The sequence below is a fragment of the Pseudomonas mandelii genome (assembly GCF_900106065.1).
In the GTDB taxonomy this organism is placed as follows: domain Bacteria; phylum Pseudomonadota; class Gammaproteobacteria; order Pseudomonadales; family Pseudomonadaceae; genus Aquipseudomonas; species Aquipseudomonas mandelii.
Map to the genome: position 1 here is coordinate 4,155,778 of NZ_LT629796.1, position 20,996 is coordinate 4,176,773.

Genomic DNA, 20,996 nt, shown 5'->3' on the forward strand with positions numbered 1-20,996 from the left:
ACCGCACCGAGCCTAGAACACAAGGACAGCCATGAACTTCACTATCCCCGATGAATTGCTCGCCCTGCAGGAAAAGACCCGCCTGTTTATCGCCGAGCAGGTGATCCCGCTGGAAAATGACCCACGGCAGACCGCCCATGGCCCGAGCGAAGCCTTGCGCCAGGAGTTGATCGAGCGCGCCCGTGCGGCCGGACTGTTGACGCCCCATGCCAGCCGCGAGATGGGTGGCCAGGCGCTTAGCCATGCTGCCAAAGCCATCGTCTTCGAAGAAGCCGGTTACTCGCCGTTGGGACCGGTGGCGCTGAATATCCACGCGCCTGACGAGGGCAACATTCACCTGATGGATGTGGTCGCCACCGAGGCGCAAAAGGATCGCTGGCTGCGTCCGCTGGTACAGGGCCGCATACGCTCCTGCTTCGCCATGACAGAACCGGCGCCGGGCTCGGGTTCCGACCCTTCGATGCTGCGGACCACGGCCACCCGCGATGGCGACGACTACCTGATCAACGGCCGCAAATGGTTGATCACTGGGGCCGATGGTGCTGGTTTCGTGATCATCATGGCGCGTATGGAAGACGGCAGCGCGACGATGTTTCTGTCGGACATGAACCGCGACGGCATCATCCACGAGCGGCAGATGAACTCGTTGGACAGCTGCTTCACTGGTGGTCACAGCCAGTTGCGCTTCGACAACCTGCGCGTGCCGGCCAGTGATGTATTGGGTGAGATCGGCGCGGGCTTTCGCTATGCCCAGGTGCGCTTGGCGCCCGCCCGGCTAACCCATTGCATGCGCTGGCTTGGCGCCGCCCGACGCGCCCATGACATCGCCTGCGACTACGCCCGTACCCGTGATTCCTTTGGCAAGCCGCTGGGCGAGCATCAGGGCGTTGGCTTCATGCTGGCGGACAACATGATGGACCTGCACGTCGTGCGCCTGGCGGTCTGGCATTGCGCCTGGGTGCTTGATCAAGGGCAGCGCGCCAATGTCGATTCGAGCATGGCCAAAGTGATCAGCTCCGAAGCGTTGTGGCGGGTGGTTGATCGTTGCGTGCAGGTGCTTGGTGGCCGAGGGGTAACCGATGAGACCGTGGTCGAACGGATCTTCCGCGACATTCGACCGTTTCGCATCTATGACGGCCCGAGCGAAGTGCACCGCATGAGCCTGGCGAAAAAACTTCTCGACCGCCGCGTAGGAGCGCACTGATGCAGCCTTCTATTGCCCATCTTTTCAGCCTCGACGGCCGGCGCGCCCTGGTTACTGGCGCATCCAGCGGGCTCGGTCGGCATTTTGCCCTGACCTTGGCGGCGGCCGGCGCTGAAGTGGCCGTGGCGGCGCGGCGCAGCGAGCCGTTGCGCAGCCTGGTGGAGGAGATCGAAGCGGCTGGCGGCCATGCCAAGGCATTCACCCTCGACGTGACCCACCGCGACGACGTCTGTCGCTGCCTTGATGAAATCGGCCCGCTGGACATTCTGGTCAACAACGCCGGCGTCAGCGACAGCCAAAACCTGCTGGCCTACGACGATGAGGGCTGGGATCGGATTCTCGATACCAACCTCAAAGGTGCCTGGATAGTCGCCCAGGAAACGGCGCGGCAAATGGTGCAAGGCGGGCGGGGCGGCAGCCTGATCAATGTCACGTCCATTCTCGCCAGCCGCGTGGCCGGTGCGGTAAGCCCGTACGTTGCAGCAAAGGCCGGACTGGCTCAGTTGACCCGCGCCATGGCGCTGGAACTGGCGCGCCACGGCATCCGGGTCAATTCCCTGGCTCCCGGCTACGTAATGACCGAGCTGAATGAAGAATTCCTTTGCAGTGAAGCCGGAGAAAAGCTGCGTGCGCGAATTCCGAGCCGTCGTTTCAATCTGCCGGCTGACTTGGATGGAGCCTTGTTGCTACTGGCTTCGGATGCCGGCAAGGCGATGAGCGGGGCAGAAATCGTGGTTGATGGAGGACATCTCTGCAGCAGCTTGTAAGCCGTATGCCGTATGCCGCATGCGTGTCGCTTCGCCAGAAGAACAACAGACCGATAACGGTCAGGAGGATTGTATGTATTCACATCACAGTGCCGTACCCGCCCATCGTTTCGACAGCGCCCGAGTGGCAACGGGGGAGTGGTCATGATGCCTTCGATGTTCGACGCCGAGTTGGCGCCCAACGACGCCAACTATGTGCCGCTGTCGCCGGTCTCGTTCCTCAAGCGCGCCGCGCACATTTATCCAGAGCGGGACGCGGTGATTCACGGCGCGCGTCGCTACACCTACCGGCAGTTGCATCAACGCAGCTGTAGCCTGGCCAGCGCACTGGAGCGGGTAGGGGTTCGCCCCGGTGACCGCGTTGCGGTACTCGCACCGAACGTGCCGGAACTGCTGGAGGCGCACTACGGTGTGCCTGGCGCAGGCGCGGTACTGGTCAGTATCAATACGCGCCTGGAAGCGCAGAGTATCGCCTTCATCCTTCGCCATTCCGCTACCAAGCTGCTGATCTGTGACCGCGAATTCGGGGCCACTGCGCGCGAGGCGCTGGCACTGCTGGAAACGCGACCGCTGGTGGTCGATATCGACGATACACAGTCCAGTGGCGGTGAACTGATCGGCGAACTGGACTACGAGGCGTTCCTCGCCCAGGGAGATTGCAAGCGGCCGCTTTCGCTGCCGGAAAACGAATGGCAGTCAATTGCCCTCAACTACACCTCAGGCACCACCGGTGATCCCAAGGGGGTGCTGCTGCATCACCGTGGGGCTTACCTCAACGCCTGCGCCGGTGCGCTGATCTTCCAGCTCGGGCCGCGCAGCGTGTACCTGTGGACGCTGCCGATGTTCCATTGCAACGGCTGGAGCCATACCTGGGCGGTCACGCTCTCTGGCGGCACCCATGTCTGCCTGCGCAAGGTGCAGACCGCGCCGATCTATGCGGCCATCGCCGAGCATGGTGTCACCCATATGAGTGTGGCGCCGGTGGTGATGTCGATGCTGATCCATGCCGAGGAGCAGTTCGAGCGGCGCACCGGTCAGCCTGTAGCGGTGATCACAGGGGGCGCGGCGCCGCCCAGCGTGGTGATAGCCGCCATGGAAGCGCGAGGCTTCAGCATCACCCACGCCTACGGTATGACCGAAAGCTACGGGCCGAGCACCCTCTGCTTGTGGCAGCCGGGCCTTGACGAAATGCCACTGGAGGCCCGCGCCCAGTTCATGAGCCGCCAAGGTGTAGCCCACCCGATGCTTGAAGACGCCACGGTACTTGATGTCGATAGCGGCCAGCCGGTACCCGCCGATGGAGTCACCCTCGGCGAGCTGGCGGTACGCGGCAATACGGTGATGAAGGGCTACCTGAACAACCCCGCAGCGACTCGCGCAGCGTTCGCCGATGGCTGGCTGCACACCGGTGACCTGGCAGTGCAGCACCCGGATGGCTACATAGAAATCAAGGACCGCTCCAAGGACATCATCATCTCCGGCGGCGAGAACATCAGCTCACTGGAGATCGAGGAAGTGCTCTATCAACACCCCAGTGTGATCGAGGCCGCCGTGGTAGCACGCCCCGATTCCCATTGGGGGGAAACACCCCACGCATTCGTCACTTTGCGCGCGGATGCCGTGGCGACCGTCTGTGGCGACGACCTGATTCTTTGGTGTCGCGAGCGCCTGGCGCATTTCAAGGCGCCGCGGCATGTGTCCCTGGTGGAACTGCCGAAAACCGCGACCGGCAAGATCCAGAAGTTCGTGCTGCGTGAATGGGCCAAGGCGCCACAGGAGGTACCCAGCACAATCGAACACTAAATCAAGCCGCCGCACACCTTATTCCAATAACAACAAGTGCTTTCGTCAGAGGTGATCCCATGCCCAGTTCCAGTCCCTTGTATGCACGCATTCGTGGCAACACCCAATTCGTAGATCTGGTGGCTCGACGTAACCGGCTCACGCTGAGCCTTCTCGTGGTGATCGTGGCGGTGTTCTACGCCTATATGGGGCTGGTGTCGTTCTGGCCCGAGTTGATCGCCCGCCGCCTGGCCGAGAGCTCGAACCTGACGTTCGGGGTAGCCGCTGGGGTAGCGTTGTTCGTGTTCTTCTGCGCGTTGTCTGGCTTCTATGTGTATCGCGCCAATGGTGAATTCGACCGGATGACCCGCGAGCTGATCGCCCAGGTCGAGCAGGAGGAGGCACGATGAAAGCATTTACTTTGCTCGCCCTGGGCGCAGCGTTCTGCTCCACCTCGTTACTGGCCGCGCCGACTATGGACGCGACGGTGCGGCAGCCGCTCAACCTGCATGCGATCGGCATGTTCATGGTGTTCGTTGTCTTCACCCTGGGCATCACCTGGTGGGCCGCGCGGCGCACACGTTCGACCGCCGATTTCTACAGCGCCGGTGGCGGCATCACGGGCTTTCAGAACGGTCTCGCGCTGGCCGGCGACTACATGTCGGCGTCGACGCTTTTGGGTATCACCGCGCTGATCTACACCTCGGGCATGGATGGCTATATCTACCTGATCGCGTTTTTCGCCGGCTGGCCGGTGCTGCTGTTGCTGATGACCGAACGACTGCGCAACCTCGGTCGTTTCACCTTCGCAGACATCACCTCGTACCGCCTCGATCAAGGCAAGGTGCGGACTATGGCAGCGATCGGTTCGTTGACCGTTGTGTGCTTCTACCTGGTGGCGCAGATGGTGGGGGCCGGGCAGTTGATCAAGCTGTTGTTCGGCCTCGATTACCATATCGCGCTGCTGATTGTCGGTGCACTGATGATGCTTTACGTGACCTTCGGCGGCATGGTTGCAACCACCTGGGTGCAGATCATCAAGGCCTTTCTGCTGATGGTCGGCGGTACCCTAGTGATGTTGCTGGCAATGAACGAGTTCAACTTCAGCTACGACACCCTGGTCAATCGGGCAATGAGCATTCACGGTCTGGGTGACCGCCTGTTGGCGCCCGGCAGCCTGCTCGCTGACCCACTGACTGCGCTTTCGCTGAGTTTGGGCCTGGTCTTCGGCACCGCCGGGCTGCCGCACATTCTGATGCGTTTCTTCACCGTCAGCGACGCCAAGGAAGCACGCAAGTCGGTGCTCTATGCCACCGGTTTCATCGCCTATTTCTTCAACGTGATCTTTCTGCTCGGCCTGGCCTCGATCGTCATCGTCAGCCAGGAACCGCAGTACTTCGAGGGCGGTCAGACTGGCGGCAAGCTGCTTGGCGGCGGCAATATGGTTGCCATGCACCTGGCCCAGGCCGTCGGTGGCAACATGCTGCTCGGTTTCCTCTCGGCGGTAACGTTCGCCACCATCCTCGCCGTGGTTTCCGGGCTTGCCCTGGCCGGTGCCTCGGCAATTGCTCACGACCTGTATGCGCGGGTTATAAAGAAGGGCACGGCCAGTGAGGCGCAAGAGCTGCGGGTGACCAAATATGCAACGCTGGGTCTGGGGTTCGTAGCGGTCGGCCTGGGTATCGTTTTCGAGAATACCAACGTGGCGTTCATGGTTGCGCTGGCCTTCGGCATCGCTGCTTCGGCGAACTTTCCGGTGCTGTTTCTCTCGATGTTCTGGCGCGGGCTGACGACGCGTGGCGCGCTGGCGGGAGGTTACCTGGGGCTGGTCAGTGCGATGGCGTTCGTGGTGCTGTCGAAGTTGGTCTGGGTCGACGTGTTTCACTTCAGCGAGCCGCTGTTCCCTTACACCCAGCCGGCGCTGTTCTCCATGCCGATAGCCTTCCTCGCCGCCTACGTGTTCTCGAAGCTCGACCACAGTGCGCGTGCTAAAACCGAGCGCGAGGCATTCGAGGACCAGTATGTGCGCGGGCAAACCGGAGTGGGGGCAAGCGGCGCATCGGCACATTGACAGGTAAACACGCACGGGGGCGCCGCAGCGCATGATCTCTGCGCGCCCCTGTGGGTGATGATCGCGGTCGGAGGTGAGCCAACAGGCCTGCGGTCGGGATGCCTTTGTCGATCACTTGCGTCGGCACCGGTGCCTGGATAAGCGTTTCACACTCGCGGCAGGCCCATTTTCCACGTACGTGTTGCTCGACCGTGAACACGCCCGGCGTGTAATCCAGCTTCTCGCTGACGTCTTCGCCGACGCGCTGAAGCTGGCAGCCGCACACGCACTGGGTGTTCTCTGGTTCGTGACGGATCACGGTTCGTGGAAACTGCGGCGGCAATGGCGCACGCTTGGGCTGCTGACCCGGTCCAGGCGGTGCGGCAGGCGGATTGACCGCCTTCAGCTCGGCTTCGATGGCCGCGATATCAGTATGCAGGAGGTCGTCGAGCAGGCTGCCCTGGTCAGGGCTCAGCTGTTCGCTGCGCTTGGCGAACTTGTGCCGTTTGAACAGTGCGATTTCGTGGGTGAGCTGTTCGTTGACCGTTTCGATTCGCTGGATCTTCTTGCCCATCGTATCGACCTGCGACAGCAACTGCGCAGCGAATGCACGCAGTTGATCGGGGGTCATTTGATCGAGATTGGACGAAGAAGTGTCGGGTAGCCACAGATCATTACTGATCCGCAGCCCCCTCAGAACCGTACGTGCGAGTTTCCCCGCATACGGCTCAAGCTTACGAAAGCCAGTGCATCACTGGCCGGTTACGCGGAAGGTGGTTTTTTGCAAACCGTTATACTGAAGTGGCTTGTTGAGTCCCAGTTCATGGCACTGCAAGTATCAGTCGAGATGAAGCAGTGCGCGGTTTTCTAACTTATCAGAGCCGCCATCCACCCGCCTGACAACATGGTGATCATGCCAGCCGGTATCCTTGCTGATGGCATGCCCGCATAAGGCACATATACCCTGTTGCCGCCTGAAAAGGCTATGTATCTGCCGTCGATAACGAAGCTTGTGCAGCATCCGCTGAACCCTTAATGCCTCCCATTTGAACTCCTGTTCTGCATCGTACGGTTGATACGCAAGCGGTAAACGCTTGTGACGAACGATTGCTGTGTCCGCCAGCATGTATAGTTGGCGAAACCTTACCATCCCGTCGGGCCCCTTTAATGGGTGCACAAATGCCCGATGAATTTCGGAGCAGTAATATCGTCGCTTAATCCAGCCAACAGACTTCCTCGGATGCCGTCGCTTTGCCCACCTAAAAATACGCCAGAATATTAGATTATCCAGCTTACTAAAGGTGGCTTTCGCCACAACCGGGGAATGGTTTTGTGCCCATCCTCGCAGTACAGGGTTAAGCCGTCCCATCAGTGCGTTTTGGGTAAGCGCTCCGCTATTTTTTATGATATCTCGCACTTTTCGGTAGAACGCTGATACATTTTTCTTCGAAGGCTTGATCATCAGCTTTGCTTTTCTTTTCGACGACTTCGGAACGTACTTCTTAAAATTCCACCCAAGAAAATCAAATCCTTGATGGATATGTACGATGTGCGTTTTATCCTGGGCAGTCGACAGCACATTGATGCTGCCGCGTTTGGCCCCATGAAGCTTGCCGCGACGATTGCGTTCCATAATTTTGGCCCGTTCGTACTCCGCGATCATGCCCTGCATCTGCAGCAGCAACGACTCCTCCGGCGTGACGCCAATGGCATGATTGAGGAACACAACCTGCACGCCACACGCCAATAGCTCTTCCATCAGCAATGCCTGATGAGCATATTTGCGCGACAGTCGATCTGGGGACAGGACATAGAGACGATCCACCAGGCCGAGGGCCGCCCGGTCTCTGAGCCGCTCCAACTGTGGACGAATCAGCGTCGCGCCGCTGACGCCGACAAAGCGCATGTCCTCAGCAACATGGGCACCATCGGCCACAGATCCGCTCTGTCAACGCGGCAATCTGGCTTTCAATCGTGCCGCGTTTAGCCTGTTGGTCAGAGGATACGCGGGCATAGAATGCCACCATCCCAGCCTGGCTCATTGCTCACCTCGCTTGGCAGTACGATGCTTTTTCACCGAGGGCTGGGATTGTGACAATTCTGAGGAAGCCCGCGTTTCTGTCGGCTTAAGCTGCTCGTAGACCCTCTCGAGCTGTTCACGAGAGAATCGATTTGGCTCAAAAGTCAGACGAATACGCCAGATACGCGGTTTTCGGCTCATGACTGAAGTCTCCCATCAGTGGGGGCGAGGCCCTCAATGACGAGAACAATCTCGACATCGGGGCATCCCGCATGCCTCGGGGCAAAACTCTCCCTGGCAATGCGCAGTCCCCATTTTATCCGAGAGTTTGCTCTGTTGTTGCCGGTGCTATGATGCCTCCCTGCGGGGTTCCGGCGTGGCTGGAGAACAGCTGATTCTGGTAGACATAACCGGCCTGGAGCCATTTCTGCAAAATCGCCTTATCCATGGGAATGTTGGCGATCAACCAGTCATGGCTGATATTGTCGAAACAGCTTTGAATGTCGCCCTCTAACACCCACTCCGCGTTTGCTTTTCGTGACAGCACACCAAAGCACTGTGCGGCGGCATCCGCAGTTGAACGTTCCGGCTTGAATCCATAAGAGTTCGGATCGGCGGTGGTTTCCGCTATCGGTTCCAGAGCCAGCAAATGGAGCGCCTGCATGGCCCGGCATTTCATCGCGGGAATTCCGAGAGGTCTCGTCTTGCCGTTTTTCTTAGGAATAAGCACTCTCCGAAGCGGAAGCGGCGAGTAGCCTCGCCGCCTCAATGACGCTATCGCACAGATCTTGGCCCCCGGTGTATTCCAAGTGACCTTGTCCACCCCGGGGGTATTTTTGCCTTTGTTTTCAGACACCCGTTTCACGGCCAATGCTTTGCCGCTAAACGAGTGAGTCAGCAGCCATTGCAGGGCTTTCGCCTTGTTATGCCCGCCATCTTGTACCGCCTTCACAATACGCGCTTGCAGCCCTCTTACTCGACGTTGAGCACCGGCCCAATTGATGCCGTCCCACGACGTGCCGGAAGGTGCACACGCCAATATTGCTGCGTTCATTTGCTCTCCTTCCGTTGAACCCCTCCACGAACGACTCGCCTCCAGGGGCGTGTGAAGGGTGAGTCATGGTTCTTGTTGGCCCTCTGTGGCAATCAATGGAAAAAACTTGGTATTGGACTTGCCAATGAGCCAGAACAAGTCCAAGATAGCGTCCATTCCTGAGATAGGAAGCAAGGAAAACCTTTTCTAATCAAAAGGTTAGAGGCTAGATTCTAGTCCCGTTTCCCGCTCCATATTCAACAAAAACGCCGCTCAGCAATGAGCGGCGTTTTTGTTTGTGTGTCATTTATAAAAAGGACCGACGGTCCTTTTTTGTCGGTGCCGGCATCAAGATGATCAACGCGTCGGACCCGCCACAACAGCGGGTCCGAAAAGGCGATCAGAGTTTCGGCAACTGCCCGATCCGCCCCATCATTTCCGTCACGATCTGCAGGTCCAGCAGGAACTGGTCGACCATCTTGAACTCGTTGTCGGTGTGGCCGGTGTACTTGACCTCGGGCCTGGCCAGGCCGAATTGCACGCCATTGGGCAGTTCATGGACCGAAGTGGCGCCCGCAGAGGTGCCGTACTTGTGTTCCATGCCCAGGTTTTCGCTGGCCACGGCGAGCAAGGCCTTGACCCATTCACCTTCAGGGTTGCGGTACATCGGCTCGGCGATCGAGTAGTCGAAGGCCACCGCGATGTGGGTTTTCTTGCTCCAGGCATCAAGCTTATCGGCGATTTCAGTCTTGAGCGTTTCCGGCGACTTGCCCTTCGGCACGCGCAGGTTGACCGCGAGCTTGAAGGCTTTATCGTCCATCCCGACATAGGTAAGGGATGCGGTCAGCGGTCCCATGAAAGCATCGGAAAAACCGACCCCCAATTTGCCTCCCAGGTAATCCAGCCCCCAGTTGTCGGCAGCGTAGCGGGCGGCGTCGGTGATGTGGTTGTGCTTGAGCGCAACCTTGCCGTCGAGGCTATTGATGAAGCCCAGCATTCTCGACACCGGGTTGATGCCGGATTCGGGTTCGGAGGAGTGGGCGGAAACGCCGGTGACCGTCAATTTGACATCCTTGCCATCAACTTTGGCGGTGACGTCGAAGTTGCCGCCATTGCTTTTGGCATATTCGGCGCCGGCCTTCTGCAGGCTGGCGGCCAACTCGACAGGCTTCTCACTCAAAAGGGTGACGACCGATGTCGACGGGATCTGGTTGGTGGCCATGCCACCGGTCATCGAGATGATCTCGGCGCCCTTGCCCTCAGCCTTGCGTTTGGCAAAGTTCGCCATCACGGTGCCGTAGCCTTTCTCCGCAATCACTACCGGGTAGCCGCCATCCAGCGCCAGGTTGTAGTTGGGTGTCGGGTTGTGTTCGAAGTAATAAGGGATGGCGTCGCCGGTGGTTTCTTCGGTGGTATCGACCAGCAGCTTGAAATTGCGCGCCAGCGGCAGCTTCTCTTCCTTGATGACCTTCATCGCATAAAGCGCTACCACGATACCGTTCTTGTCATCTTCGGTGCCCCGGCCATACATGCGGTCGCCGATCAGGGTGACCTTGAACGGATCAAGTTTGGTGCCGTCTTTCAGAACCCAGTTCTCCGGCGTTACGGGCACCACATCGGCATGCGCATGAATGCCCACGACTTCGTCGCTGCTGCCCTCAAGGGATATTTCATAGACGCGGTTGTCAATGTTGCGGAAGTTCAGGTTGAACGCCTGGGCGAGGCCCTTGATCTTGTCGGCGATCTTGATGAATTCGGGATTGTCGTGTTGATCAACGCCCTCGACGCGGAAAGTCGGGATAGCCACCAGCTCGCGCAGGGTCTCGGTAGCGGCGGCACCGTATTTCACCCGTGCGTAGAGACCAAGCAGGCGATGGATTTCGTTCTGCTGGTCTGGAGTGAGGGTCTTGTTGTCGAGGAAGGCGCTGATGGCGGAGCCGAGATTGTCGGTTTTGCCGAGGTCGCTCTTGGCCAGGCCTCCCAGGAATTGCCTGAAATCCGTTACGGAGGTGTCACTGAACGTCTTGAGGATCGCCGCACTCTGTTGCGGGGTGATGTTGGCCTGCGCTGTCAGGGTGAACGACGAAAGGCTGGCCAGTATCAGGGTTGACGCAGCCAGGTGCTTGAGTGAGAAATTCATTGCTGTTGGCATTCCTTTGCAGGCAGTGGAGTGAGAAGTTTCTGATCGATGAGACAGAAACGGTTCCAAGCTAACACTGTAACGGAGTGTTACGGGAGTCCCTGATGTGGGATCTGTCGCACAGAAATGCAAAAGCGGCGCAGAAACGAAAAAGGCCCGTCAGTCAGACTGAGCGGGCCTTTTGCGTTTGAGGCGCTCTTACATCGAGAGAATCAAACGCCCGGCGAACAGGATCAGAATCACCCCCATGGTGCGTTCGAACCAATGCCCCATGCGCATGAACAGCAATCGCACCCGGGCGCTGGAAAAGAACAGCGCGACGATCACGAACCACAGCGCGTTCACAAAACACATCCAGGCCCCATACAGCGCCTGGATCTTCAAGGGTGTCGTAGCGCTGATGAGCGTGGTGAAAATTGCCAGGAAAAACAGCGTTGCCTTGGGGTTGGTCGCGTTGGTCAAAAAGCCGGTGGTGAACGCCTTCAACAGTGTTTGTTCGACGACGGGCTCGTTGGCGACTTTGTCCCCCTCAAGCGCGGATTTGGGTTTACTGCGTAGCAGGCTGACACCGAGGTACAAAATGTAAACGCCGCCCACCACCTTGGCCACCGTCAGTAACCAGGGCGTCGTATGCATCAACGCGCCGACCCCGAGCAGGGTGTAGAGCACGTGCACGGAAATCCCCGCACCGATGCCCAGGGCCGTGCAGATCCCGACCAACCGGCCGAAACGCACACTTTGACGGATGGTGACAGCGAAGTCCGGTCCAGGTGCGACCACAGCCAGAAAGTGAATAGTCGCCAGCGCAAGGAACTCGCCCAGGTAATTCGAAAGCATTTCAACTCCAGAAAGTAAGGGGTGAAGCATTGCCGCGATAGCCGACAAAGAACGAAAGGCTCAATCGCGGATCCGCCACGCCGGGTGTTACCGAGTGCATGCAGCGCGAATTGAACATGATGAAATCACCCGGCTCAGGACGAATCTCCAGGGCCGGCGTGCCGAGCAAGGCCGGGTCGATGCCGTAGCTGTCGCCACGCATCTCGTCGAATTGATCCGGAGAAATATCGTGGTCCCACATCTGCAAGGCGCCACCCTCGGAGGGCATGTTCAGGTAGACGTTGCAGGCGAACTGCGCTTCCAGGCTTCTGGCCTGGTAACTGTCGGGGGCATCCTTGGCGAAAATGTCGTGATGGGCCAGGAAGCACACCCCTGGTTTCACCACGCGGGACAGGCCGACATACATCTTGCGGCCGTAGAGATTTTCCAGGTGCGCACCCGCCGGCCAGGACTCATCGAGCATGCAGCGCAAGGTGTCGACCGGGGACGAGTAGGGCGCGCAACGTTTGCGTAATTCCGCGATGTTGCGCGAGGCATGCTCGAAATAATCTTCGATCAGCAGCGGCTGGTTTTCCGCCTCATAAAACGCCATGCCGATGCGACCGATGCTCGGCGCATTGATATAGCCTTCGAAACCCGGGGCGAGGATCTTGTCGCCAATCTGAATCGCCAGCGGCTGGGGCAGCAGGCCTTTGACGCGGATGGCGAGGACTTCTTCATTGGCCAGTTTTTTTATGCACGTCTCATCGAGACGCTCGACGTCAAGCATCATGTCTTAGGTCCATCTATTAGATAGTCAACAGAACCCGCGAATGCGGGCTCCCCCGGGCGTCGGGCGATGCCGGGGACGACATCGCCGAAAGCTCAATCCACGCTGTAGTGGACTGACAGCATTCCCTTTTTCAGTGAAAGGGAAGCGATCGTGACCGTGCCCAAATCCTTCAGGCTACGTACATGGGTGCCGCCGCAGCCGTAGGCGGGCAGCTCACCGAAACCAATTTCCCGGGCGCCTTCGCGCATCGATGTCAGGCGCGGCAGGTCATGGGCGACCCATTGCTCGATGCCGTGCTGAATCATCTCGGCATCCATCTCTTTTGCCGACTCCAGCGGTTTGAATTGCACGCGTCCTTCGCCCGGCCAGTGATGAGCCTTGACCGGCATCCAGCCCAGTGCCTGGACAAAATGGCCGATCAGGTGGCCGGCCGAATGCATGCGCGAATTGAACCGGCGGCGTTGCTCGTCAATCCTGATCTGGGTCATGCCGGGTTTTACTGGTCGGTCGACAAAATGAATGATTCGGTCCGGGTCCTGGACCACGCGCAGCACCTGGCTTTCGCCGATCCAGCCGGTATCGAAAGGCTGGCCGCCACCCTGGGGGTGAAACAACGTGGCGCGCAGCACCACCGCAAACTCGTTTTCCTGGGGCGTGCAATCCAGGACTTCCACATTGGCCTTGAGGTCATCACTATGGAAAAAGAGGCGAAGCGTCATATTCCATGTCCTCATTAAAGTTTCTCTTTTTATTATATGAATCGTGGAATTGCGTGATAATCCGTTCAAACATCAAAGGACTGTTGCGCTGTGAGCATAAATCTTCCACTGCCGTTACTGGGTGAAATGGCGATTTTCGTCAAGGTTGTCGAGACCGGCAGCTTTTCCGAAGCGGCTCGTCAGATGGGTTCTTCACCCTCGGCGGTGAGTCGCAGTATTTCGCGTCTGGAAAAAGCGTTGGCCACGCGTCTGCTGCAGCGAACCACGCGCAAGCTGCGCTTGAGCGACGGTGGCGAAGAGGTGTTCAAGCGTTGCCAGGAAATGGTCAGTGCGGCCAAGTCCGTGATGGAAATCAGCGGGCAGTTCACCCATGAAGCGGAAGGGCTGGTTCGGGTCAGCGTGCCCAAGGCGGTCGGTCGATTTGTGATTCACCCGCATATGCCGGAATTTCTGCGCCGTTATCCCAAAGTGGATGTGGAGTTGTTGCTTGAGGATAGGCAGGTGGATCTGATCGACGACAACGTTGATCTGGCGATTCGGATTACCGATCGACCGCCCGCAGGGTTGGTCGGGCGGCAATTGCTCACCATCGACCATTTGCTCTGCGCTACACCGCAATACCTCGCCGAACATGGTACGCCGACGCACCCCCACGACTTGCTCAACCACAGCTGTATCTACCTGGGTGAAACCCCGAGCGATGCGCGCTGGAAATTCAAGAAAGGCAGCAAGGCTGTGACGGTCGGTGTGCGCGGTCGGTATGCGGCGAATCACACAGGTGTGCGGCTGGGGGCGGTGTTGCAGCACATCGGGATTGGCAGTCTGCCGTATTTCACGGCGCGTTATGCGCTGGAGCAAGGGTTGATTGTGCAGGTGCTGCCGGACTGGACCTTCCTCGCGTCCTACCATGGCGGCGCCTGGTTGCTGCATTCGCCGACGCGCTATTTGCCGCCGAAATTGCGGGTGCTTATTGATTATCTGGTGGAGTGTCTGGAGAAGGAGCCGACCCTGAGCAAGCCGGGGAGGGCTGGGAAGGTTGCGGCGGAGTATGAGTTGCCCGAGAGTGATGGATTGCTCTGACTGGCCCCTTCGCGAGCAGGCTTGCTCCCACTCTGGTGAGGTTGCAACCCTCTCGCCGCTGACGCGGCCGGGCGCAACTTCAGCGATTGGTTCGTTGGAAGGGTCAGCAAAACAAATGTGAGAACGAGCCTGCTCGCGAAGAGGGAGTCTCAGTCGACATCTATGTCGCCTGACACACCGCTTTCGCGAGCAAGTCGGATCGCCGCACCGCCGCTCCCACAGGTGGGAGTGTGCAGGGCTTGAGGTTACTTGCAGACTTCGGCGATGGCCTCGGCCAGCAGATCAAGGCGGGTTGCATCGATCCCGGCCACGTTCGCACGGCCGGTGCCGACCATGTACACGCTGTGATGATCACGAAGCTGTTTCACTTGCTCCGGTGACAAGCCGGTGTAGGAAAACATCCCGCGTTGCACACCGATATGCGCAAAACGCTCACGCAAACCATGGGGTTCAAGCGCTTCCATCAGGCCGCTGCGCAATTGGGCGATGCGCAAACGCATGGCTTCCACTTCGTCGGCCCAGAGGCTTTTCAACTCGGGATCGCCAAGAATCGTCGCGACCACGGCAGCGCCATGATCCGGCGGCGTCGACCACAGATTGCGGGCGATGTTTGCCAGTTGGCTGCGGATATCCACCAGCTTCTCAGCGGTTTTCGCACAGACAATCAGCGCACCCGTGCGATCGCGGTACAGCCCGAAGTTTTTCGAGCAGGAACTGGTGATCAGCACCTCCGGCAACTCGGCCGCGAACAGCCGGGTCGACCACGCATCCTGTTCCAGGCCATCGCCGAAGCCCTGGTAGGCGAAGTCAATCAACGGCACCAGATCGCGGCTGCGCACCACGTCCAGCACGCGGCGCCAATCGTCATGGGACAGATCGAAACCGGTCGGGTTGTGGCAGCAGGCGTGCAGCAACACCACATCGCCCTTCGGCGCGTCTTTGAGCACTGCCAGCATGGCTTCAACGTCGAGGCGGTTGTCGCTGCCGACGTAGGGGTAATGACTGACCTTGACCCCGGCCGCCGCGAAGATGGTTTCGTGGATCGGCCAGGTCGGGTTGCTCAGCCACACGCCACGGCCCGGCAGGCACTGGGCGATGAAGTCGGCGCTCAGGCGCAGCGCGCCGGTGCCGCCCGGTGTCTGGGTGGCGCCGGCCCGTTGTTCGGCGATCAGTGGGGAGTCGGCGCCAAGTACCAGCTCGTTGATCGCCTTGCCGAACGCCGGTTCGCCGTGACCACCGATGTAGGTTTTGGTGGTCTGGCGATCCACCAGGCGCTGCTCGGCCAGCTTCACGGACTGGGGAATCGGCGTCAGGCCCTGGGCATCTTTATAGACGCCCACGCCAAGGTCGAATTTGCGCGGGTTCGGGTCCTGCGCATAGGCTTCCATCAAGCCGAGAATCGGGTCGCCGGGTACTCGACCGATGGCGTCGAAATGCATTATTTGCGGCCCTCGGCGTTCTTGGCCACTTCATCAGTGCGCGCGGCCATGATGAAGTCGTTGCGGTGCAGACCCTTGATGGAGTGGCTCCACCAGGTCACGGTGACTTTGCCCCACTCGGTGAGCAGGCCAGGGTGGTGGCCTTCGGCCTCGGAGATTTCACCGACTGCGTTGGTGAATGCAAGGGCGTGCTTGAAATTCTTGAACAGGAACACTTTTTCCAGTTGCATCACGCTGTCGCGCACTTCGATGTTCCAGTCCGGGATCTGCTTGATCAGGATCGGCAATTCTTCGTCGCTGACCTGAGGGGCATCGGCGCGGCAGGCTTCGCAATGGGCTTGATTCAATGTGGACATGATGGGTTCCTGAAATCGAATGATTGGAAATCGGCCGTCAGTTTCACCACGCTATAGCAAAGCGTCGTGTCCTGACAGGCTCACTTGATTCTAAAAGCTGCGGATCACGCGGCTTTTTTGGGTGGAAATTTAGGCGCGTGCAAACCGAGCTGCATGCCTTGCTTGACCATGGCCATGATGTCTTCATGAGCCACATCAAACAGACGCTTGAGGTTCGGCAGGACAAAGTACAGCGGCTGCAGGATGTCGATGCGGTAAGGCGTGCGCATGCATTCCAGCGGATCGAAGGCCTGATGCTCAGGTTCGTCCGACAGGCAGTAAACGGTTTCTTTCGGCGAGGAGAGAATGCCGCCGCCGTAAATGCGCAGGCCTTCTGGTGTATCGACCAGGCCGAACTCGATGGTCATCCAGTAGAGACGCGCGAGGTACACGCGTTCTTCCTTGGTGGCCTGTAGGCCAAGCTTGCCGTAGGTGTGGGTGAATTCCGCGAACCAAGGGTTGGTCAGCAGCGGACAGTGGCCGAAGATCTCGTGGAAAATATCCGGCTCTTGCAGGTAATCCAGCTCTTCGCGGGTCCGAATAAAGGTCGCCACCGGAAACTGCTTGTTGGCCAGCAATTCGAAAAAGGTCTGGAAGGGGATCAGCGCCGGCACTCGGGCTACTTGCCAACCGGTGGTTTCACCGAGGACTTTGTTGATTTCACCGAGTTGCGGAATGCGGTCGTGGGGCAGGCCGAGTTTTTCGATACCGTCCAGGTATTCCTGGCACGCACGCCCCTCGATCACTTTCAGTTGGCGAGTAATCAGCGTGTTCCACACCGCATGTTCTTCAGCGGGGTAGTCGATAAAACCTTGCGCATCGGGCTCGCGAGCCACGTACTGCGTCTGCTTCATGCTGCTCTCCTGCTAGGGGATTTCATTCTTGTTATGTACTGCTATGGACTTAGAAATACTCCAAGGCGTGCCGCGTTGCAGTAGGTGAATCGTGCCGTGCGTAGGAAAGTTCTCCAGTTTTCGTAAAGATTTCGTTACGAATGGATCGCAGTGGCGCAGGTATTGAGTTTTTCGGGTTTGAAAAGCGTTGCGCCTGTCACATAATCTTGACGGCTATCTGAGCGTGCCAGCAAAAAAATACCCTGTGGGAGCGAGCCTGCTCGCGAAAGCGTTCTGCCTGACACATCAATGCCGAATGCACCGACGCATTCGCGAGCAGGCTCGCTCCCACAGGGTTGTACCTCGGGCATCCAACCTATTGACCGTTTTTCTTGGGCCTTTATATGCGTATCAAAGTCCACTGCCAGAACCGCATCGGCATCCTGCGCGACATTCTCAACTTGTTGGTCGAGTACGGAATCAACGTCGCTCGCGGCGAGGTCGGCGGTGAGCATGGCAATGCGATCTACCTGCACTGCCCGAACCTGATCAATATTCAGTTCCAGGCGTTGCGTCCGAAATTCGAGTCGATTGCCGGGGTATTTGGCGTCAAGCGTGTAGGGCTGATGCCCAGCGAGCGTCGGCACATGGAGCTCAATGCCTTGCTCGGCGCCCTGGAGTTTCCGGTGTTGTCGATCGACATGGGCGGCTCCATCGTGGCGGCCAACCGTGCAGCGGCGCAGTTGCTCGGGGTGCGGGTGGATGAGGTGCCGGGGATTCCGCTATCGCGTTACGCCGAGGATTTTGATTTGCCGGAACTGGTGCGTGCCAACAAGTCGCGGATCAACGGGCTGCGGGTCAAGGTCAAGGGCGATGTGTTCCTCGCCGACATCGCGCCGCTGCAATCCGAGCATGACGACAGCGAAGCCATGGCCGGTGCAGTCCTGACGCTGCACCGCGCTGATCGGGTGGGGGAGCGCATCTATAACGTGCGCAAGCAGGAACTGCGCGGGTTCGACAGCATCTTCCAAAGCTCGAAAGTCATGGCCGCGGTGGTCCGCGAAGCGCGGCGCATGGCGCCGCTGGATGCGCCGCTCTTGATAGAAGGCGAAACCGGCACCGGTAAGGAATTATTGGCGCGTGCCTGTCACCTGGCGAGTCCGCGCGGCCAGTCACCTTTGATGGCGCTCAACTGCGCCGGCCTGCCGGAATCGATGGCGGAGACCGAGCTGTTCGGCTACGGCCCCGGCGCCTTCGAAGGCGCGCGTGCCGAAGGCAAGCTTGGGCTGCTGGAGCTGACGGCGGGCGGTACGTTGTTTCTCGATGGCGTCGGGGAAATGAGCCCACGCTTGCAGGTGAAATTGCTGCGCTTCTTGCAGGACGGTTGCTTCCGTCGTGTGGGCAGTGATGAAGAGGTCTATCTGGATGTGCGGGTGATCTGCGCGACGCAGGTGGACTTGTCCGAGTTATGCGCGCGGGGCGAGTTTCGCCAGGATTTGTATCACCGCTTGAACGTGCTCTCACTGCACATTCCGCCGCTGCGTGAATGCCTCGATGGTTTGACGCCGTTGGTGGAGCACTTCCTCGACCAGGCCAGTCGTCAGATCGGTTGCCCGCTGCCGAAGCTGGCGCCAGCGGCGATGGAGCGGCTCAGTCATTACCATTGGCCGGGCAATGTCCGGCAATTGGAAAACGTGTTGTTCCAGGCGGTTTCGTTGTGCGAAGGCGGGACCGTGAAGGCCGAGCACATTCGCTTGCCGGATTACGGCGTGCGTCAGCCGCTTGGCGATTTCTCCCTCGAAGGCGGGCTGGATGCGATCGTCGGGCGCTTTGAGAAAGCGGTGCTGGAGAGGTTGTATTCCGAGCATCCGAGCAGTCGGCAGTTGGGCAAGCGGTTGGGGGTTTCGCATACGACCATTGCCAACAAGTTGCGTGAGTATGAAGTCGGCAAAGACCCCGACGCTTAAGCTGAAGCAATGACAACTTTGTGGCGAGGGAGCTTGCTCCCGCTGGGTGCGAAGCGGCCGTAAGACCATCCGGCATGATCTGACTGTCACGCTCGGCCAGTCTTTTTGGGGCTGCTTCGCAGCCCAGCGGGAGCAAGCTCCCTCGCCGCAGGGGATCCTGTTGGCTGCAAAGGCCAGCACTTGCCACCAACCGGCATAACACCGCCGGTTTTTCGTCTCCGATACATTTCCCCAATCCCCGCAAAACCCCTCAAGTCCTTTGTTTGCCGGGCCTCGCACCGCCAGAAAAAAGTTGGTCTGTAAATTGCTTATCGCTCAACAGTACAGCGGTGGGCGGCAAACGTCCGGCATGCAGAGGAAAGAGTGTGGACAAGTACCTTTATGTGGCAATGACCGGCGCCAGCCAGAATGCACTGGCGCAGAAGGCTCATGCCAACAACCTGGCAAACATCTCTACCAACGGTTTTCAGAAGGACCTGGAACAGGCCCGTTCGATGCCGGTGTTTGGTGACAGCTTTCCGGCGCGTGCGTTTGCCATGACCGAGCGTCCGGCCACCGACTTCTCACCAGGTTCGCTGGTTGAAACCGGTCGCGACCTCGACGTCGCGGTGCAAGGCAACGGCTGGATCGCCGTGCAGACCCCCGATGGCGCTGAAAGCTACGTGCGCACCGGCAGCCTGAACGTGGACGCCCTGGGCGTGCTGCGTGCCGGCAACGGTATGCCGGTGATGGGCAATGGCGGACCGATCGCCGTGCCGCCCGAGCAGCAAATCGAAGTGGGCGAAGACGGCACCATCAGCATCCGTGCGATGGGCGAAGGCCCGCGTGTGATGGCTGAAGTCGACCGTATCAAATTGGTCAACCCTGACCTGAAGAACATGACCAAAGGCCTGGATGGTTCGATCCACACCAAGGACGGCAAGCCGGCGCAAGCCGATGCAGGCGTCAAACTGGTGTCCGGGTTCCTTGAGTCGAGCAACGTCAACGCCGTGGAAGAGATGACCTCGGTGCTGGCTTTGTCGAAGCAGTTCGAGCTGCACATCAAGATGATGAACACCGCCAAAGACGATGACCAGGCCATGGCTCGGGTCTTGCAGATCAGCTAATTATCAGAACGTCGCGCCGTAAAACAGGCGCACGAGGAGAATCGAATGCTTCCGGCTCTATGGGTTGCCAAAACAGGTCTGTCCGCCCAGGACACCAACCTGACGACCATTTCCAACAACCTGGCCAACGTGTCGACCACGGGTTTCAAACGTGACCGTGCCGAGTTCCAGGACTTGCTCTATCAGATCAAGCGCCAGCCAGGCGCCCAGTCGACCCAGGACAGCGAACTGCCGTCGGGTCTGCAAGTGGGTACCGGTGTGCGCATCGTCGGCACCCAGAAAAACTTCACCGCCGGCAGCCTGCAAACCACTGAGCAGCCGCTGGACCTGGCCGTCGATGGTCGCGGTTTCTTCCAGATCCTGCAGCCGGACGGCACCACGTCCTACACCCGTGACGGCACGTTCCACCTCGATTCCAATGGCCAGATCGTCAATGCCAGCGGCTTCGCCCTGGAGCCGGCCATCGTCATTCCGAACGACGCGCAGACCTTCACGGTCGGTCGCGACGGCACCGTGTCGGTCACCGTTCCGGGTAACCCGGCCAGCCAGGTGATCGGCAACCTGCAAACCGCCGATTTCATCAACCCGGCCGGCCTGCAAGCCGTGGGTAACAACCTGTTCCTGGAAACCGCTGCCAGCGGCGCGCCGCAAGTCGGCACCCCGGGCCTGAACGGTTTCGGTACCACGCTGCAGAACACCCTGGAAACGTCCAACGTCAGCACCGTTGAAGAGATGGTCAACATGATCACCACTCAGCGCGCTTACGAGATGAACTCCAAGGTGATCTCCACCGCCGACCAGATGCTCTCGTTCGTAACGCAGAATCTGTAATCAGTCTATGAGGCGGCCATG

General features: G+C 59.2%; 17 protein-coding genes and 3 pseudogenes. 9 read left to right on the forward strand and 11 right to left on the reverse strand.

Annotated features, from left to right (window positions below; genetic code table 11):
- Positions 1-31: 31 nt before the first annotated feature.
- From BLU63_RS19245 to BLU63_RS19265, 5 genes are all read left to right on the forward strand, one after another.
- Positions 32-1,204: an acyl-CoA dehydrogenase family protein gene (locus BLU63_RS19245; RefSeq protein WP_057005323.1), complete on the forward strand. Its 1,173-nt coding sequence runs from the start codon at positions 32-34 to the stop codon at positions 1,202-1,204.
- Positions 1,204-1,971, forward strand: coding sequence for an SDR family NAD(P)-dependent oxidoreductase (locus tag BLU63_RS19250; protein ID WP_057005322.1), 768 nt, complete (start codon positions 1,204-1,206; stop codon positions 1,969-1,971). The genes BLU63_RS19245 and BLU63_RS19250 overlap by 1 nt, the downstream gene beginning before the upstream one ends.
- A gap of 144 nt (positions 1,972-2,115) precedes the next feature.
- A complete protein-coding gene (locus tag BLU63_RS19255) occupies positions 2,116-3,774 on the forward strand; it encodes an acyl-CoA synthetase (RefSeq protein ID WP_057005321.1) in 1,659 nt (552 codons plus the stop codon).
- A gap of 59 nt (positions 3,775-3,833) precedes the next feature.
- Positions 3,834-4,163, forward strand: a complete 330-nt coding sequence (locus tag BLU63_RS19260; protein ID WP_057005320.1) for a DUF485 domain-containing protein — start codon at positions 3,834-3,836, stop codon at positions 4,161-4,163.
- A complete protein-coding gene (locus BLU63_RS19265) occupies positions 4,160-5,824 on the forward strand; it encodes a cation acetate symporter (protein WP_057005319.1) in 1,665 nt (554 codons plus the stop codon). Before BLU63_RS19260 ends, BLU63_RS19265 begins: the two co-directional genes overlap by 4 nt.
- Positions 5,825-5,894: 70 nt before the next feature.
- Here the strand turns inward: BLU63_RS19265 and BLU63_RS19270 are convergent.
- From BLU63_RS19270 to BLU63_RS19300, 8 genes and pseudogenes are all read right to left on the reverse strand, one after another.
- Positions 5,895-6,434: pseudogene (locus tag BLU63_RS19270) on the reverse strand (IS66 family transposase zinc-finger binding domain-containing protein); the annotation flags it as partial.
- A gap of 207 nt (positions 6,435-6,641) precedes the next feature.
- Positions 6,642-7,361, reverse strand: a pseudogene (locus tag BLU63_RS33845) (group II intron reverse transcriptase); the annotation flags it as partial.
- 90 nt (positions 7,362-7,451) lie between these two features.
- Positions 7,452-7,709, reverse strand: a pseudogene (locus BLU63_RS33850) (recombinase family protein); the annotation flags it as partial.
- A 430-nt stretch (positions 7,710-8,139) separates the two neighbouring features.
- Positions 8,140-8,877, reverse strand: coding sequence for a reverse transcriptase N-terminal domain-containing protein (locus BLU63_RS19280; protein WP_329608834.1), 738 nt, complete (start codon positions 8,875-8,877; stop codon positions 8,140-8,142).
- 379 nt (positions 8,878-9,256) lie between these two features.
- A complete protein-coding gene (locus BLU63_RS19285; RefSeq protein WP_083375971.1) occupies positions 9,257-10,996 on the reverse strand; it encodes a dipeptidase in 1,740 nt (579 codons plus the stop codon).
- Between the two features lie 198 nt (positions 10,997-11,194).
- Positions 11,195-11,833, reverse strand: a complete 639-nt coding sequence (locus BLU63_RS19290; RefSeq protein WP_077748608.1) for a LysE family translocator — start codon at positions 11,831-11,833, stop codon at positions 11,195-11,197.
- Between the two features lies 1 nt (position 11,834).
- Complete coding sequence (locus BLU63_RS19295) at positions 11,835-12,605, reverse strand: 2OG-Fe(II) oxygenase (protein WP_010457032.1); 771 nt, start codon at positions 12,603-12,605, stop codon at positions 11,835-11,837.
- Positions 12,606-12,697: 92 nt separating this feature from the next.
- Positions 12,698-13,324, reverse strand: coding sequence for an alanyl-tRNA editing protein (locus tag BLU63_RS19300; RefSeq protein WP_077748609.1), 627 nt, complete (start codon positions 13,322-13,324; stop codon positions 12,698-12,700).
- A 90-nt stretch (positions 13,325-13,414) separates the two neighbouring features.
- Here BLU63_RS19300 and BLU63_RS19305 point away from each other — a divergent pair, with 90 nt between their 5' ends.
- A complete protein-coding gene (locus BLU63_RS19305; RefSeq protein ID WP_010457027.1) occupies positions 13,415-14,404 on the forward strand; it encodes a LysR family transcriptional regulator in 990 nt (329 codons plus the stop codon).
- Positions 14,405-14,649: 245 nt separating this feature from the next.
- Here the strand turns inward: BLU63_RS19305 and BLU63_RS19310 are convergent, their stop codons facing one another.
- From BLU63_RS19310 to phhA, 3 genes are all read right to left on the reverse strand, one after another.
- On the reverse strand, positions 14,650-15,843 hold the full coding sequence (locus BLU63_RS19310) for an amino acid aminotransferase (RefSeq protein WP_083375972.1): 1,194 nt from the start codon (positions 15,841-15,843) through the stop codon (positions 14,650-14,652).
- Positions 15,843-16,199, reverse strand: a complete 357-nt coding sequence (locus BLU63_RS19315; protein ID WP_010457024.1) for a 4a-hydroxytetrahydrobiopterin dehydratase — start codon at positions 16,197-16,199, stop codon at positions 15,843-15,845. The genes BLU63_RS19310 and BLU63_RS19315 overlap by 1 nt, the downstream gene beginning before the upstream one ends.
- A gap of 104 nt (positions 16,200-16,303) precedes the next feature.
- Positions 16,304-17,092 carry a phenylalanine 4-monooxygenase gene (phhA, locus tag BLU63_RS19320; protein ID WP_010457022.1) on the reverse strand — a complete coding sequence of 263 codons (789 nt, stop codon included), beginning with the start codon at positions 17,090-17,092 and terminating at the stop codon, positions 16,304-16,306.
- A 383-nt stretch (positions 17,093-17,475) separates the two neighbouring features.
- Here phhA and BLU63_RS19325 point away from each other — a divergent pair, with 383 nt between their 5' ends.
- The 3 genes from BLU63_RS19325 (at position 17,476) to flgG (ending at position 20,975) form a co-directional block, all read left to right on the forward strand.
- A complete protein-coding gene (locus tag BLU63_RS19325) occupies positions 17,476-19,038 on the forward strand; it encodes a sigma-54-dependent phenylalanine hydroxylase transcriptional regulator PhhR (RefSeq protein WP_010457020.1) in 1,563 nt (520 codons plus the stop codon).
- A gap of 365 nt (positions 19,039-19,403) precedes the next feature.
- Positions 19,404-20,144, forward strand: coding sequence for a flagellar basal body rod protein FlgF (locus tag BLU63_RS19330; RefSeq protein WP_010457018.1), 741 nt, complete (start codon positions 19,404-19,406; stop codon positions 20,142-20,144).
- 45 nt (positions 20,145-20,189) lie between these two features.
- Entirely contained in the window at positions 20,190-20,975 is a 786-nt protein-coding gene (gene flgG, locus BLU63_RS19335) for a flagellar basal-body rod protein FlgG (RefSeq protein WP_010457017.1), read from the forward strand.
- Positions 20,976-20,996: the final 21 nt, after the last annotated feature.

What these genes read in the sequence shown, in the direction of transcription:
- BLU63_RS19245 (WP_057005323.1), top strand. Translation starts at nt 32, where the DNA reads ATGAACTTCACTATCCCCGATGAATTGCTCGCCCTGCAGGAAAAGACC.
- BLU63_RS19250 (WP_057005322.1), top strand. Translation starts at nt 1,204, where the DNA reads ATGCAGCCTTCTATTGCCCATCTTTTCAGCCTCGACGGCCGGCGCGCC.
- BLU63_RS19255 (WP_057005321.1), top strand. Translation starts at nt 2,116, where the DNA reads ATGATGCCTTCGATGTTCGACGCCGAGTTGGCGCCCAACGACGCCAAC.
- BLU63_RS19260 (WP_057005320.1), top strand. Translation starts at nt 3,834, where the DNA reads ATGCCCAGTTCCAGTCCCTTGTATGCACGCATTCGTGGCAACACCCAA.
- BLU63_RS19265 (WP_057005319.1), top strand. Translation starts at nt 4,160, where the DNA reads ATGAAAGCATTTACTTTGCTCGCCCTGGGCGCAGCGTTCTGCTCCACC.
- BLU63_RS19280 (WP_329608834.1), bottom strand. Translation starts at nt 8,877, where the DNA reads ATGAACGCAGCAATATTGGCGTGTGCACCTTCCGGCACGTCGTGGGAC.
- BLU63_RS19285 (WP_083375971.1), bottom strand. Translation starts at nt 10,996, where the DNA reads ATGAATTTCTCACTCAAGCACCTGGCTGCGTCAACCCTGATACTGGCC.
- BLU63_RS19290 (WP_077748608.1), bottom strand. Translation starts at nt 11,833, where the DNA reads ATGCTTTCGAATTACCTGGGCGAGTTCCTTGCGCTGGCGACTATTCAC.
- BLU63_RS19295 (WP_010457032.1), bottom strand. Translation starts at nt 12,605, where the DNA reads ATGATGCTTGACGTCGAGCGTCTCGATGAGACGTGCATAAAAAAACTG.
- BLU63_RS19300 (WP_077748609.1), bottom strand. Translation starts at nt 13,324, where the DNA reads ATGACGCTTCGCCTCTTTTTCCATAGTGATGACCTCAAGGCCAATGTG.
- BLU63_RS19310 (WP_083375972.1), bottom strand. Translation starts at nt 15,843, where the DNA reads ATGCATTTCGACGCCATCGGTCGAGTACCCGGCGACCCGATTCTCGGC.
- BLU63_RS19315 (WP_010457024.1), bottom strand. Translation starts at nt 16,199, where the DNA reads ATGTCCACATTGAATCAAGCCCATTGCGAAGCCTGCCGCGCCGATGCC.
- phhA (WP_010457022.1), bottom strand. Translation starts at nt 17,092, where the DNA reads ATGAAGCAGACGCAGTACGTGGCTCGCGAGCCCGATGCGCAAGGTTTT.
- BLU63_RS19325 (WP_010457020.1), top strand. Translation starts at nt 17,476, where the DNA reads ATGCGTATCAAAGTCCACTGCCAGAACCGCATCGGCATCCTGCGCGAC.
- flgG (WP_010457017.1), top strand. Translation starts at nt 20,190, where the DNA reads ATGCTTCCGGCTCTATGGGTTGCCAAAACAGGTCTGTCCGCCCAGGAC.